Source organism: Streptomyces sp. NPDC006879, from assembly GCF_042869595.1.
In the GTDB taxonomy this organism is placed as follows: domain Bacteria; phylum Actinomycetota; class Actinomycetes; order Streptomycetales; family Streptomycetaceae; genus Streptomyces.
In genome coordinates this window covers 25,631-39,546 of record NZ_JBIAGC010000011.1, presented here as the reverse complement: position 1 = coordinate 39,546, position 13,916 = coordinate 25,631, and the positions used below count along the sequence as shown (strand labels likewise).

At 70.9% G+C, this 13,916-nt stretch carries 10 protein-coding genes, 1 tRNA gene and 1 pseudogene; 4 read left to right on the top strand and 8 right to left on the bottom strand.

Annotation, left to right across the window (positions count from 1 at the left end; all coding sequences use genetic code 11):
• Positions 1 to 25 precede the first annotated feature (25 nt).
• Positions 26 to 1,432 (top strand): annotated as a pseudogene (locus ACFYMC_RS11545) (NAD(P)/FAD-dependent oxidoreductase).
• 46 nt (positions 1,433 to 1,478) lie between these two features.
• On the opposite strand, the gene ACFYMC_RS11540 reads toward ACFYMC_RS11545, so the two are convergent.
• Together ACFYMC_RS11540 and ACFYMC_RS11535 are read right to left on the bottom strand one after the other, a co-directional pair.
• Positions 1,479 to 3,203 (bottom strand): FG-GAP repeat domain-containing protein, encoded by a 1,725-nt coding sequence (locus ACFYMC_RS11540; RefSeq protein WP_388522403.1) that lies wholly within the window; start codon positions 3,201 to 3,203, stop codon positions 1,479 to 1,481.
• 354 nt (positions 3,204 to 3,557) lie between these two features.
• Positions 3,558 to 3,635, bottom strand: a tRNA-Thr gene (locus ACFYMC_RS11535).
• 207 nt (positions 3,636 to 3,842) lie between these two features.
• On the opposite strand from ACFYMC_RS11535, the gene ACFYMC_RS11530 reads away from it, so the two are divergent.
• From ACFYMC_RS11530 to ACFYMC_RS11520, 3 genes are all read left to right on the top strand, one after another.
• Positions 3,843 to 4,931: an ABC transporter ATP-binding protein gene (locus ACFYMC_RS11530; RefSeq protein ID WP_388522401.1), complete on the top strand. Its 1,089-nt coding sequence runs from the start codon at positions 3,843 to 3,845 to the stop codon at positions 4,929 to 4,931.
• 414 nt (positions 4,932 to 5,345) lie between these two features.
• Positions 5,346 to 5,756 (top strand): hypothetical protein, encoded by a 411-nt coding sequence (locus tag ACFYMC_RS11525; RefSeq protein WP_388522398.1) that lies wholly within the window; start codon positions 5,346 to 5,348, stop codon positions 5,754 to 5,756.
• A 216-nt stretch (positions 5,757 to 5,972) separates the two neighbouring features.
• Positions 5,973 to 6,734 carry an NDP-sugar synthase gene (locus ACFYMC_RS11520; protein WP_388522395.1) on the top strand — a complete coding sequence of 254 codons (762 nt, stop codon included), beginning with the start codon at positions 5,973 to 5,975 and terminating at the stop codon, positions 6,732 to 6,734.
• 105 nt (positions 6,735 to 6,839) lie between these two features.
• Here ACFYMC_RS11520 and ACFYMC_RS11515 read toward each other — a convergent pair whose 3' ends face one another.
• From ACFYMC_RS11515 to ACFYMC_RS11490, 6 genes are all read right to left on the bottom strand, one after another.
• Positions 6,840 to 8,414 (bottom strand): DoxX family protein, encoded by a 1,575-nt coding sequence (locus tag ACFYMC_RS11515; protein ID WP_388522394.1) that lies wholly within the window; start codon positions 8,412 to 8,414, stop codon positions 6,840 to 6,842.
• 137 nt (positions 8,415 to 8,551) lie between these two features.
• A complete protein-coding gene (rlmB, locus tag ACFYMC_RS11510) occupies positions 8,552 to 9,514 on the bottom strand; it encodes a 23S rRNA (guanosine(2251)-2'-O)-methyltransferase RlmB (RefSeq protein WP_388522391.1) in 963 nt (320 codons plus the stop codon).
• A 119-nt stretch (positions 9,515 to 9,633) separates the two neighbouring features.
• Positions 9,634 to 11,037, bottom strand: coding sequence for a cysteine--tRNA ligase (gene cysS, locus ACFYMC_RS11505; protein WP_388522388.1), 1,404 nt, complete (start codon positions 11,035 to 11,037; stop codon positions 9,634 to 9,636).
• 105 nt (positions 11,038 to 11,142) lie between these two features.
• Entirely contained in the window at positions 11,143 to 11,673 is a 531-nt protein-coding gene (gene ispF, locus ACFYMC_RS11500) for a 2-C-methyl-D-erythritol 2,4-cyclodiphosphate synthase (protein ID WP_388522385.1), read from the bottom strand.
• Positions 11,663 to 12,442: a 2-C-methyl-D-erythritol 4-phosphate cytidylyltransferase gene (gene ispD, locus ACFYMC_RS11495; protein ID WP_388522382.1), complete on the bottom strand. Its 780-nt coding sequence runs from the start codon at positions 12,440 to 12,442 to the stop codon at positions 11,663 to 11,665. Before ispD ends, ispF begins: the two co-directional genes overlap by 11 nt.
• Positions 12,443 to 12,806: 364 nt before the next feature.
• The gene (locus ACFYMC_RS11490; protein ID WP_003953493.1) at positions 12,807 to 13,289 is read right to left on the bottom strand and encodes a CarD family transcriptional regulator; all 483 of its coding nucleotides are present in this window, start codon (positions 13,287 to 13,289) and stop codon (positions 12,807 to 12,809) included.
• Positions 13,290 to 13,916 lie beyond the last annotated feature (627 nt).

The following is a 13,916-nucleotide window of genomic DNA, read 5'->3' as shown; positions in this document are numbered from 1 at the left end:
GCGCGATCGCGAGTACCAACTCCTCATGACGAGCGCCACCCGCACCACCGTCAACGGCGGCATCTCCTTCTGGTTCGACCAGCACGCTCTGCCCACCGCCCGCGCCCCCCTTACCGAAGACGCCACCGCCGATATCTGCATCATCGGCGGCGGCTACACCGGTCTGTGGACCGCGTACTACCTCAAGCGCGCTGAACCCAGCCTGAACATCACCGTCCTGGAACAGAAGTTCTGCGGCTACGGAGCCTCCGGCCGCAACGGCGGCTGGCTCTACAACGGCGTCGCCGGCCGCGACCGGTACGCCGCGAGCCACGGCCACGAGGCCGCCGCCCGCCTCCAACGGGCGATGAACGACACCGTCACCGAAGTCATCGACACCGCAGCCGCCGAAGGCATCCAAGCCGATGTCCACCGCGGCGGAGTCCTCGAAGTCGCCTACACCCCGGCCCAGCTCGCCCGGCTCAAAGCCTTCCACCAGGCCGAAACCGCCTTCGGCGAACGCGACCGCGAACTGTACGACGCCGAGGCCACCGCCGCCCGCATCCGGATCGCCGGGGCCCTCGGCTCCACGTGGACCCCGCACGGCGCCCGCATCCAGCCCGCCAAGCTCGTCACCGGCCTGGCCGCCGCCTGCGAACGTCTCGGCGTGCGCCTCCACGAGTCCACCCCCGTCACCGAGATCGCCCAGGGCCGCGCCACCACCCCCTTCGGTACGGTCCGCGCCCGATACGTGCTGCGCTGCACGGAAGGCTTCACCGCCTCCCTCAAGGGCCACCGGCGCAGCTGGCTGCCCATGAACTCGTCGATGATCGTGACCGAACCGCTGTCCGCGGCGCTCTGGGGGCAGATCGGCTGGGCTGGCTACGAGACCCTCGGTGACGCGGCACACGCCTACATCTACGCCCAGAGGACCGCCGACGACCGGATCGCCCTCGGCGGCCGGGGCGTCCCGTACCGCTACGGCTCCCGGACCGACAACGACGGCCGAACGCAGGACGCCACCATCGAGGCCCTGCGCGAGGTCCTTCTCCGCCTCTTCCCGCAAGTCGCCGACACCCCGATCGCGCACGCCTGGTCGGGCGTCCTCGGCGTCCCCCGCGACTGGTGCACGACCGTCACCCTGGACCGCAGCACCGGCCTCGGCTGGGCCGGTGGCTACGTCGGCAGCGGGGTCGCCACGGCCAACCTCGCCGCACGCACCCTGCGCGACCTCGTCCAGCAGGACTCCGGACGCGGTGGCGCCACCGAGCTGACCGCGCTGCCGTGGGTCAACCACCGGGTCCGCCGCTAGGAGCCGGAGCCGCTGCGCTGGCTCGGAGTCCAGGCCCTGTACGCCGCCTACCGTGCCGCCGACCGCAAGGAGGCCGCCAGCGCGAGTGCGCGGACGGCCCCCCTGGCCCGACTGGCGGACCGGATCTCCGGACGACACTGAACCGACGGGCGCAGGGGACCGGAGCCCGCCCCCTGCGCCCCGGCGCTCAGAACAACAGGTCGTACTTCTTCCAGGACCCGGCGACCTTCACCTTCGGCCCGAAGGGTGCAGCGGCCCGCCCCGTCCCCTTGCGTAGCCACAGGGCTCCGGCCGAGTCCCGGGCCAGGAGGTCCGCCCTACCGTCACCGGTCAGATCACCCGCACCCACGAAACGGTCGTACTTCTTCCAGGACCCGGCGACCTTCACCTTCGGCCCGAAGGGTGCAGCGGCCCGCCCCGTCCCCTTGCGTAGCCACAGGGCTCCGGCCGAGTCCCGGGCCAGGAGGTCCGCCCTACCGTCACCGGTCAGATCACCCGCACCCACGAAACGGTCGTACTTCTTCCAGCCTGTGCCGATCTTCACCCTGCGGCCGAAGAAGGGAGCGCTGGTCCGGTCGGTACCGGGGAAGAGCCAGAGCACGCCCGCGCTGTCACGGGCGAGGAGATCCGGCTTCCGATCACCGGTCACATCACCGACGCCCTCCAGAACGTCGTAGGCGTTCCAGCCCGTGGACACCTTCTTGCGACCCCACAGGCCGCTCTCGCCATCGGTGTCGTAGTACCACAGCGCACCGGCCCGATCCCGGCCGACGACCGAACCGCCCGTACCCTGCACCGTCACCGGAGCCAGCTTGGTCACGGCGGTGTAGCGCCCCCAGCCCTCGGCCAGCAGCTGCCCGCCACCGAACGGGCGCGCGGCCCGGCCGGTGCCCTCGAACGAGACCAGTTGACCCGCGCGGTCCCGGGCCAGCAACTGGTGCCGCTCCTTCACCGCGACCGGGCTCTTCACCGTGAACGTCCCGTTCGTATCGGGGTTGTTCCAGCCCGAGGTGTACACCTCGTAGGTGGCATAGGTGTCGATCTTCCAGGCGGGCGCTTTCGCCTCCGCCTTCAACGCGTACTTGATCGTCACATCGCCCGGCTTCACCTCGCAAGTGATGCCACCCCCCTCCCAGAGGGACCGCAACTCACCGCGCGTGAACGTGCAAGCCGCCGGCCGCCCACCGCCGGTGACCGAAGTGACGCTGACCTTCAGCTCGCCCCGGTCCCACTGCCGGAAGCCCTGAGACGGGCCGAAGCCGAGGCGCAGCCGACCCTTGTCCACCGCGTGCAGCTTCAGTGAGTGCGTCGTGGTGCGGCCCGCGACCACCCGCGGCATCGACAGCTTCAGGGTGTTGAGCCGCGCCCTCTCCTCGGTCAGCACCCGCACCGAATGAGCCTCCACCCGGCCCTTGACCGGCGCGCTCTTGGCCAGCTGCGCCCTCTTCACCGCCTGCGCGACGTCCGAACCGGCAGGTGCGTAGGCCACGCCCACGTGAACGGTCACATTGCCGGCGCTGCGCGCGGTGGTCACCCGCGGGCCCACGTACCCCGTGTCCTCGCCCGTCTGACAGGTGTAGACGCCCTTCGCCCCTGGCAGGGCGGCGCACTGCGAGTCCAGCAGCACCTTGGTGCCGGCCGGCAGTCCTCCGCCGCTCCAGGACTGGTCCGTCAACGCCTTGCGGCTGAACGCGTACACCAGGGTGCCGTCCGGGGTGCCCTGCACGTAGTCGGGTCGCAGCGAGGCCCCCTGCTCGTCTCCCGGTGCGATCACGTGGTCGAGGATGGTGAAGGCGTAGCCGTCGTCGCCAGCAGCCGATGCGGTGCTCGCGACGCCCGCCGTGACGACCAGCGCCGCCACGCCCCCGAGAACTCCCAGGCGCCGTGCGCCCAGGCCCATCATTTCGCGCATCCGCGCTCCATACGGTCAATGGCGGCATCATGCTGCCGCGGCAGCGCCATGTTCCCCTCATGGCTCAGCGGGCCGCGCCGGCCGCACCGGGACGCAACTCCGGCCGCCTGCACGCCGTTCGGCCCCGGCCACGGCCCCGCACCGCCCCCGTACCCCCCAAGACGGGGGCCCCCTCACAAAGGTTGCCTGCCACCGCGGCCCACCGCGGGGCGGCTTCGGCCACCTCCCGCGGGCCGGGGGCGAGCCTGCGGGTGGGTCCTGCCATCGAGCCCGCGGCGCATTGCCTTCCCTGCCCCGCCCATGGCCCGAGCACGGAAAAAGCCCAGACCGCGGGTGAGGCGACCTGGGCTCCTGTGGAGCCTCCTGTCGGATTCGAACCGACGACCTACGCATTACAAGTGCGGTGCTCTGGCCGGACTGAGCTAAGGAGGCAGCGCGCTCGGACGCACCGGGCACGGGGGTGCTCACTTTACACAGCGTGCGCCGGGCCCGGGTGGCGAAATCGTCACCCCCCAGCTGCTGACAGAACGGACGTCGCCGGGTAGCGTCACAGACGGTCCACCCTGGTGGACTAGACCAAACAACCTTCCTTTACTCGGATCGTCCGGCACGTTCCTGCCGGTGAAGGGGTACATCACCATGGCTTCTGTCACTTTCGACAAGGCGACCCGGCTCTACCCGGGAGCCACCAAGCCCGCCGTCGACGAGCTGGAGATAGAGATCGCCGACGGCGAGTTCCTCGTCCTCGTCGGCCCTTCCGGCTGCGGCAAGTCGACCTCCCTGCGCATGCTCGCCGGCCTGGAGGACGTCAACGGCGGCGCCATCCGCATCGGTGACCGCGATGTCACCCACCTTCCGCCCAAGGACCGGGACATCGCCATGGTGTTCCAGAACTACGCCCTCTACCCGCACATGTCGGTCGCCGACAACATGGGCTTCGCCCTGAAGATCGCCGGCGTGAACAAGGCCGAGATCCGCGCGAAGGTGGAGGAGGCCGCGAAGATCCTCGACCTCACCGAGTACCTGGACCGCAAGCCGAAGGCCCTGTCCGGCGGCCAGCGCCAGCGCGTGGCCATGGGGCGGGCCATCGTGCGCCAACCGCAGGTGTTCCTCATGGACGAGCCGCTGTCGAACCTGGACGCCAAGCTCCGCGTGAGCACCCGCACCCAGATCGCGGGCCTCCAGCGCCGCCTCGGCATCACCACCGTGTACGTGACGCACGACCAGGTCGAGGCCATGACCATGGGCGACCGGGTCGCCGTACTGAAGGACGGCCTCCTCCAGCAGGTGGACACCCCCCGCAACATGTACGACCGCCCGGCGAACCTCTTCGTCGCCGGCTTCATCGGCTCGCCGGCCATGAACCTCGTGGAGGTGCCGATCGCCGACGGAGGCGTGAAGTTCGGCGAAAGTCTGCTCGCGGTCCCGCGTGAGGCCCTGAGCGCGGCCACTGGCCTGCGCGACCTCACCGTCACGGTGGGCGTCCGGCCCGAGCACTTCGACCTGGTCGAGGAGGGCGGTCTGGCGATCACCGTTAACGTGGTCGAGGAGTTGGGCGCCGACGGCTACGTCTACGGCACCGCCTCGGTCGGCGGTGCCCAGCAGGACCTGGTCGTGCGGGTTCACGGCCGCCAGGTGCCGGAGAAGGGCTCCGTACTGCACGTGGTGCCGCGCGCCGACGAGATCCACGTGTTCGCCACTTCGACGGGCCAGCGGCTCGGGGAGTGACCCACCCGGCCACCTGACGCCGGCTGACGGCCGCGTCCCCCGGTGCCTACGCGCCGGGGGACGCGGCCGTCTGCGTTCCACGCGCTCCCGTCGACACGAACCGGTACGAAGAACGGCGCGCGGCGGGCACTGGACCAGCCGGCGGATCAGCGGGAGGCCAACCGGGTGGCGTTCGGGCTTCCGACCGCGAACGCGGGGCAGGGCCCCGCACGAGCCCTTGAAACAAAGGGAACACGGCGCTCGGGGACGGCAGAACCTCGACGGACAGGTGACAGACAGGTACTGAAATACCCTGACAGAACAGCCATTTCGAGCGCTGTACGTCAACACCCCCTTCGAAAGGACCTATCGAACCATCCCTCGACAGGGTGACTAAATGTCGCCATATCTTCACCGAGCGCTACGCTCGCCTCCGTGACCCACACAGCCCGCCGAATCGGCCGTTCTCTCGCCCTGGTCCTGCCCGTCGTCCTGGTCCTCTCCGGGACCCTCGCGGTCACCATGGTTCCCTGGGCCGACAGGTCCCAGTCCCAGATCGTCACCGCCGCCGCCGAGGACGTCTCCACGCGCGCCAAGACCCGCGCGCAACAAGACGTCCTGCGCGACGAGTTGCTGACCGAACTGCAGGAGAAGAACCCCGGTGACGTGCTGACGCACCTCCAGCAGGAGGTCGATCGCAGGCCCTCACTCGCGGAGCACTGCAAGGACATCGCCCGCGCCCTCGGCCGCGCCGCCGTCGGCGTCTACGGGCCGACCAAGGCCCAGTCCTACGCCCGCCCCGTCTGTGACACCTCCTTCGCCGCGGGTGTCTCCCAGGCCGACTGAGCCCGCACAGCAGGAGGGGGGGGGGGGGGGGGGGGGGGGGGGGGGGGGGGGGGGGGGGGGGCCCGCCCCCGGGGGCGCCCCCCCCCCCCCGCCCGCCGGCCCCCCCCCCCCCCCCCCCCCCCCCCCCCGCCCGGCCCGGCCCCCCCCCCCCCCCCCCCGCCCCCCCCCCCCCCCCCCCCTCCTCGCCGTTTCCGCCGTCCGCATAGGCTGGCCCGCATGACGGCAGATCCCTCGGCTTCACCCTCGTCCGCCAGCGCGCTCGAAAGTACGCCCACCCAGGCCGTGGTCCTGGCGGGCGGACAGGGTTCACGCCTGCGGCCCTACACCGACGACCGGCCCAAGCCGATGGTCGAGATCCCCGGCACCGGGGTTCCGATCATCGGCCATCAACTGGCCTGGCTTGCCGCCGAGGGCGTCACCGACGCCGTCATCTCCTGCGGCCACCTCGCGGAAGTGCTCCAGGAATGGCTGGAGTCGGCGGAACTGCCGCTGCGCGTGACCACCGTCGTCGAAAAGGAACCGCTCGGTCGCGGCGGCGGCCTGAAGTTCGCCGCCGCGCGCCTCCCCCACCCCGACCGGCCCTGGTACGCCACCAACGGCGACATCTGGACCCGGTTCTCGCTGCGCGAGATGGCCGCTTTCCACGAGGAGCGGGCGGCCACCGCGACGCTCGCCCTGGCCCGGCCGCGCATCCCGTGGGGAGCGGTGGAAACCAACGAGTTCGGACACGTGCTCGACTTCATCGAGTCCCCGCCCTCTCCCTACTTGATCAACGCCGGCGTCTACGTGTTCTCCGCCGAGTTCGCGACGCTGCTGCCGGACCGCGGCGATCACGAGCGGACCACCTTCCCCCGCCTGGCGCGGGAACGCCGGCTGGCCGGCTTCCCGCTTCCGCAGGGCTCGTACTGGCGGGCCATCGACACCGCCAAGGACCTCACCGAGGCCGCGAAGGAGCTCGCCTCCCACGTGCCCGCCTGAGCGCGCACCGGCTTCCTGGACCGAGAGCGGTCCTCACCGCGGTCCCGCGCGCCGACGGCCCGGCGCGCCTCCTGCGCGCCGGGCCGTCCGTTCTCCAGCAGGGCTTCAGCCGAGCAGGCCGCCCACGAGACCGGGCTTCTTCTCCGCTTCCTCCTCGCCGCCACCCGTGGTCCCGCCGGAGGCCGAGGGGCCGGCGGACGTGGAGGACGGGGGCTCCTGCGGCTCCGACTGAGTGGGACTCTCCCTGGTCTCGGCGCCCCGGGCGCCCTGGGTGGCCGTCGGGGACTGCGCACCGGCGGTGCTGGTCTCCCGCGCCGCCTCCGGAGTGCTGCGCTCCGCCGTGGGCGAGGTGGACGCCTCGGCGGAGGGTTCGACGGACTTCTTGCGGGCCTTCTTCTTGGCCGGGCGCTTCGCCTCCGTCCCGGACTCCTGCGGCAGCGGCTGACCCGGCAGGTAGTTGGCGGGGGGCTGGCCGGGGCCGGGCACCGTGACCACCGTGGTGGAGCGTACGGCCCCGCCGAGCACCGACCCGAGGATCAGGGTGAAGCCGACGATGACCGTGGCCATCAGCGCACCACGGCGCAGCACCCGGCGACGCAGCTGCCAGATGTGCGAACGCGGTCCCAGCTTGCGCCAGGCCTCGCCCGCGAGGCGGGCGTCCAGGGAGTAGACGGGAGCACCGGCGATGATCAGCGGGCTCCAGGCGGCGAGGTAGATGATGTCCGGGGCGTCGTAGGCCGGGAGCGTCCGCCAGCTGACGGTCATCAACAGGGCCGCGGAGAGCAGGGCTCCGAAGCAGGCGGCGAAGCGCTGCCACAGACCGAAGATGGTCAGTACTCCGACGATGACCTGGAGGAAGGCCACCGTAAGGCCGGCGCCCACCGGATGGTGCAGGGCGAAGTCGCGCAACGGCTCGGCCAGCGCCCAGGGTTGCAGGGACTGCAACCAGGTGACCATGGAGCCGCGTTCGCCGCCGTCGAAGTACACCGGGTCGCAGAGCTTGCCCATGCCCGCGTAGATGGAGATGAAGCCGAGGAACACGCGCAGCGGCAGCAGCACCACGCCCAGGTTCATCCGCCGGTCCGGGTAGTAGGCGTGCCGGACCTGCTCGCCCGAGGCGCCGGCACGGCGCGCGGCGGCGCGGGCCTGCGGGTCCGTCAGGCCGTCGGCCGCCCCGCCACGACGGTCGCCGGAGCCGGTGGGATCGGCGTCGTAGGCGCCCACGGCCTGCCTCACCGGCGGGATCAGCCGGGTGTCCGGGGCTTCGCCACCGGTGCGCGGACCGATGACGGTGGGCGTCGGCATGGTGTCCTCGGCCAGGTCGAGCCGGGGGATGACCTGGGTGGCCCCACCGTCGAAGGACGCTCCGTCGGAGGCGGTTGCCTGGGCACCGGAGGCGGTCCGGCCGGCCTCCCGGACGGCGCGCAGCAGTCCGGTCGTCCCTCCGAGGTCCCCGGGCGCGGACTTGCCGCTCCACACGACGGGCGCCCGGCGGCGCGCGCCGGCGCCGCTCATCGCCGGGACGCTCGCCTGCAGGACGGGCGCGGGGCGGCTGCTGACGGCGAGCTGCACGCGGAAGCTGGCGTGGTTGACGATGACCTGTGCAGGGTCGCACGGCACCTTGACCATGCTCAGTGCGGGCTGGTCGTCGAACCGGGGAGTTCTGGTGTCCACACTCATCTAACCGAGTGATGAGTGTTTAGGACACTGCCTTGACGGGGCGGATCTGTCCGAGGTCCGTCAAGGCAGGTTTACTCCGCCCGGCGGTCACCCGGTCGGGCGGAGTCGCGCACCGGACAGGGGCGCGGGAGGGGCTGTCAGCGTGCAGCGCGACGACGGGCGGCCTCGTACAGCACCACGCCGGCGGCGACGCCCGCGTTCAGCGATTCGGCACCGCCCGGCATCGGGATGCGCACCAGGTAGTCGCAGGTCTCCCCGACCAGACGCCCCAGGCCCTTGCCCTCACTGCCGACGACGACCACGACCGGACCGCCGAGCGCCTGAAGGTCACTGACCTCGTGCTCACCCTCGGCCGCCAGGCCGACCACGGTGATGCCTGCCTTCTGGTACGCCTCCAGGGCCCGCGTCAAGTTGGTGACCCGGGAGACCGGGGTACGGGCGGCGGTGCCCGCCGAGGTCTTCCAGGCACCGGCGGTCATGCCGGCCGCCCGACGCTCGGGGATCACCACGCCGTGGCCGCCGAAGGCGGACACCGAGCGGACGATCGCGCCCAGGTTCCGCGGGTCGGTCACCCCGTCCAGGGCGACGATGAGCGGGTCCTCGCCGTTGTCGTACGCGGCGTCGGTGAGGTCCTCGGGGTGGGCGTACTCGTACGGCGGCACCTGGAGCACCAGGCCCTGGTGGTTCAGCCCGCCGGTCATCCGGTCGAGTTCGGGGCGCGGGGCTTCCATCAGGTTGATGTTGCCGCGGGTCTGCGCGAGGGCAAGGGCTTCACGCACCCGCTCGTCGTTGTCGATGAACTGCTGCACGTACAAGGTGGTGGCGGGCACGCCGTCGCGCAGCGCCTCGAAGACCGGGTTACGGCCGACGACCATCTCGCTGGTGCCCTTCGGGCCACCCCGCCGCGGCGCGGGGCGGCGGCGCGCCGCCTGCTTGGCCTGGGCGTTGGCGATGCGGTTCTTCTTGTGTCCCTTGCGTTCGGAGGCGGGCGGCGTCGGGCCGCGCCCTTCCAGGCCCTTGCGCCGCTGGCCACCGCTGCCCACCGTCGCGCCCTTCTTGTTGGACGTTCGGCGGTTCCTGCGCTGGCTGTTCCCGGCCATGACCTACCTGTTTCCTTGCTGCGGAATGCGAATACGTATGTAAGTGTGCCGCCCGCGAGCCGGGGCGGCACCTGTGGGGCGCCCCGGGGCGCCCCACAGGGCGCCCACCGGGGGCGGGCTCAGCGCGGACCCAGGGTCCACCGCGGGCCCGCCGGGCTGTCCTCGATGACCAGACCGGACTGCGTCAGCTGATCGCGGATGGCATCGGCGGTCGCCCAGTCCTTGCGGCTCCGGGCGGCCTCGCGCTGCTCCAGGACGAGCCGGACGAGGGTGTCGACCGCGCCGTGCAGTTCCGCACCGCGATCGCCTTCGGCACCGGCCCACCGCTCGTCCAGCGGATCGAGGCCGAGTACGCCGAGCATGGCCCGGACCTCAGCAAGCCGTGCGATGGCGGATTCCTTGTCGTCGGCGGCGAGCGCCGAGTTTCCCTGCCGGACGGTGTTGTGGATGATCGCCAGGGCCTGCGGCACCCCGAGGTCGTCGTCCATGGCCGCGGCGAAGGAGGGCGGAACCTCGGCGGCCGGGGCCACCTCCGCGCCGGCCTTCTCCAGCACCCGCTGCACGAAGCCCTCGATCCGCGCGTAGGCCGACTCGGCCTCGCGCAGTGCTTCCTCGCTGTACTCGATCATGGAGCGGTAGTGCGGGGTGCCCAGGTAGTAGCGCAGCACCACGGGACGCCAGTGCTTGACCATTTCGGAGACCAGCACCGAGTTGCCCAGCGACTTGGACATCTTCTCGCCGCTCATGGTGACCCAGGCGTTGTGCACCCAGTAGCGCGCGAACTCGTCGCCGAAGGCCTTGGCCTGCGCGATCTCGTTCTCGTGGTGCGGGAAGATCAGGTCCAGGCCACCACCGTGGATGTCGAAGGCCTCCCCGAGGTACTTGTGCGCCATGGCCGAGCACTCCAGGTGCCAGCCGGGACGCCCACGGCCCCAGGGCGTCTCCCAGGAGGGCTCGCCGGGCCTGGCGGCCTTCCACATGGCGAAGTCACGCGGGTCGCGCTTGCCGGTCTCTCCCTCGCCGGAGGGCTGGCGCAGATCGTCCAGGTCCTGGTTGGACAGCGCGAGGTAGCCGGGGAACGAACGCACGTCGAAGTAGACGTTGCCGTCGGCCTCGTAGGCGTGACCGCGCTCGATCAGGCCACGCATCATCTCGACCATCTCGGTGACGTGACCGGTGGCACGCGGCTCGTAGGTCGGCGGGAGGCAGCCCAGCGCGTCGTAACCGGAGTTGAAGGCACGCTCGTTGTCGTAGCCGATGGACCACCACGGGCGGCCCTGCTCAACCGACTTCGTGATGATCTTGTCGTCGATGTCGGTGACGTTGCGGATGAAGGTGACGTCGAAACCGCGGTACTCGAACCAGCGGCGCATGATGTCGAAGTTCAGTCCGGAGCGGATGTGCCCGATGTGCGGGGCGGCCTGCACGGTGGCGCCACACAGGTAGATCGAGACACAGCCCGGTGTGAGCGGGGTGAAATCGCGGATCTGCCGGGCGCTGGTGTCGTACAGGCGAATAGTCACGGCAACAAGGGTAGTGGGCGCGGCGCAGTGCCCCGCGACCCTTTTCACATCGCGGGGCACCTCGTTGCCGAAGTGCCGCGCCCCGACGGCTACCGGCGGCGGAGGTTACCCGGCGGCGCGGTACACCAGGGCGGTGGCGATCGCCGCCAGCCCCTCGCCCCGACCTGTCAGCCCCAGTCCGTCCGTCGTCGTACCGGAGACCGAAACGGGTGCCCCCACGGCCGCCCCCAAGGCCTTCTGGGCCTCTTCGCGGCGCTTGCCGACCTTCGGCCGCACCCCGATGACCTGGACGGACACGTTGCCGATCTCGAATCCGGCGGCGCGCACGATCCGGGCGGCCTCGGCGAGCAAGGTCACACCGGAGGCGCCGGACCACTCGGGCCTGGAGGTTCCGAAGTGCGCCCCGAGGTCCCCCACACCCGCAGCGGAGAACAAGGCGTCGCAGGCCGCGTGGGCCGCGACGTCACCGTCGGAGTGCCCGGCCAACCCGTAGCCCTCGCTCGCGTCGACGTCCCACAGCAGGCCCGCGCACCACAGTTCGCGTCCACGCTCGAAAGCGTGCACATCGGTGCCGATCCCGACCAGGGGCAGCACGGCAGGGGCGGGTTGGTGTCGCAACTGCGGATCAGTAGCCATCGGTGGCCCTCCTACGGGCGAGTACGGCCTCGGCGAGGACCAGGTCGAGCGGGCGGGTCACCTTGAAGGCTTCCTCGTGTCCAGGGACGAGTACGACGGGCACCCCGAGCCGCTCCACCATGCCGGCGTCGTCGGTGGCACCCTCCCCGCCCACCCGGACCTCCCGGTGGGCGCGTACCAGGGTGTCGCGGTCGAAGCCCTGCGGGGTCTGCACCGCGCGCAGCCGGGACCGCTCGGGGGTGGCGACGACCGGTTCCGGCGCCCCGTCAGGAGCGGGTTCGACCTCTTTGACGGTGTCGGCCAGCGGCATCGCGGGCACCACGGCGGGTGCCCCGTCCCGAACCGCCTCGATCACCGAGTCGACGGTTTCCACCGGGACCAGCGGGCGGGCCGCATCGTGCACCAACACGTCGGTGACCCAGTCGGGCAGCGCGTCGAGCCCTCGACTCACCGACTCCTGCCGGGTGTCACCACCGGGTACGACGAGGAGGTCAGCGCCGGCCCAGCCGCTCCCCGGGGCGTCCCCCGGCAGAGCGTGTTCCGCCAGCAGGTTCTTGACCTCCGTGGCGCCGTCGGGCGGAGCGACCACCACCACCAGGGACACGGCTCGGGACTGCGCCATCGCGCGTACCGCGTGGATCAGCATGGGCGTGCCGCCCAGGGAGCGCAGCGCCTTGGGGGCGCCGGGGCCCAGACGTACGCCGCGGCCGGCTGCGGGAATGACCGCAGCCGTCCTTGGGGGGTGGTCGGGGCGCGGTTCGTCAGACATCGCTTGCTCCGGGAAGTGCGGCCAGGTTTGTGCCCTCGACCGACATGGGTATGGCCTTCAGCGTGTCGGGCACGACACCCGGGCGGACCCTTTCCGTGACGCCGGCCGGGTGCGGACGTGCCCGTAAGCAGTTCATGTTCACCCGTGCCAGCGCGTTGGTGTGCGTTCGGCGCCGGGTCGCGGTCCGGGCGGGGTGGGATCTGCCGGGCTCAGACGTGCACCCGGTGCGTTCCGAGGAGACTCGGGATCCATCGGGTGCAGACATGCCGCAGCGCCCGGCGACGGGAAGCTCCGTCATCGGGCACCGCGGCACAATCGGACGTGTGACGGTCCGTGCTCGTGAAAGCCTTCTTGCGGGAAGACCTCAGGAGGCGAGGACCTCGTCGAGGAGCGCCTCGGCCTTGTCCTCGTTGGTGTTCTCCGCGAGGGCGAGTTCACTGACGAGGATCTGGCGTGCCTTCGCCAGCATCCGCTTCTCACCTGCGGAGAGTCCGCGCTCGCGCTCGCGGCGCCACAGGTCGCGCACTACCTCGGCGACCTTGATGACATCGCCGGAGGCGAGCTTCTCCAGATTTGCCTTGTAGCGGCGAGACCAGTTAGTGGGCTCCTCCGCGTAGGGTGCACGCAGCACCTCGAAGACCCGGTCCAGCCCATCCTGCCCGACCACATCGCGAACGCCGACGAACTCCGCATTGTCCGCTGGCACACGAACCGTCAGGTCGCCCTGGGCGACCTTGAGCACCAAGTAGGTCTTGTCCACGCCTTTGATCTGGCGAGTTTCGATGGCCTCGATCAGCGCGGCCCCGTGATGGGGATAGACCACGGTGTCGCCAACCTTGAACGTCATGTGACAGGTACCCCTTCCGTGGCTATCCAGGGTAACACGAGAACGGACTGTTCTGAATGGCGTTTTCGCAGGTCAGGGCATATCTCGGGGCTTGACAACCAGGATGCGATCGTGCTGCGAAGGGCTTCCCGAGGGGGGTATCCGCAGGTCGGGGCAGCTGTGCGGGCCACCTCAAACACCCAGACTACCCACCCGGATGCACCGGCGTGAAGTGACGTACGTCCCGGTTTGTCGCACCGGAACTGAGGAATCTCCACTAGTCCGTTCGACTGGCAACCGCCCGTCCGGCCGCAATCGGAAATTGATCACGACGCCCGGAGAAGACACTCCGGTTCTCGCCCGAAGAACGGCGAGGGAGTTACATCCGTTAAGGCCGCCGAATTGATCACTGGCGATATGCGATCGCTAAGTGAAGGGCACGCGAATACGGAGATGAGCCGAGGCGACCCGGAGGCATCCGGCCCACCTGCACTAGCCCGGCTGGCGGCCCTGCGGAGGGTCGGGTGCCGAAGGCGACGGGGGGCTCGGTAACCTAAGCCCGCTGACGCACCCTTAGGGGCTCTTTACCTCCCGATGGGCGCGACAGCCACGCTCCACCTGCCAGCCTTTCGTCCGTACGTCCAAGGA

Excerpts from the sequence above, each read along its gene's own strand:
- ACFYMC_RS11540 (WP_388522403.1), bottom strand. The coding sequence starts at position 3,203 with ATGCGCGAAATGATGGGCCTGGGCGCACGGCGCCTGGGAGTTCTCGGG.
- ACFYMC_RS11530 (WP_388522401.1), top strand. The coding sequence starts at position 3,843 with ATGGCTTCTGTCACTTTCGACAAGGCGACCCGGCTCTACCCGGGAGCC.
- ACFYMC_RS11520 (WP_388522395.1), top strand. The coding sequence starts at position 5,973 with ATGACGGCAGATCCCTCGGCTTCACCCTCGTCCGCCAGCGCGCTCGAA.
- ACFYMC_RS11515 (WP_388522394.1), bottom strand. The coding sequence starts at position 8,414 with ATGAGTGTGGACACCAGAACTCCCCGGTTCGACGACCAGCCCGCACTG.
- rlmB (WP_388522391.1), bottom strand. The coding sequence starts at position 9,514 with ATGGCCGGGAACAGCCAGCGCAGGAACCGCCGAACGTCCAACAAGAAG.
- ispF (WP_388522385.1), bottom strand. The coding sequence starts at position 11,673 with ATGGCTACTGATCCGCAGTTGCGACACCAACCCGCCCCTGCCGTGCTG.
- ispD (WP_388522382.1), bottom strand. The coding sequence starts at position 12,442 with ATGTCTGACGAACCGCGCCCCGACCACCCCCCAAGGACGGCTGCGGTC.
- ACFYMC_RS11490 (WP_003953493.1), bottom strand. The coding sequence starts at position 13,289 with ATGACGTTCAAGGTTGGCGACACCGTGGTCTATCCCCATCACGGGGCC.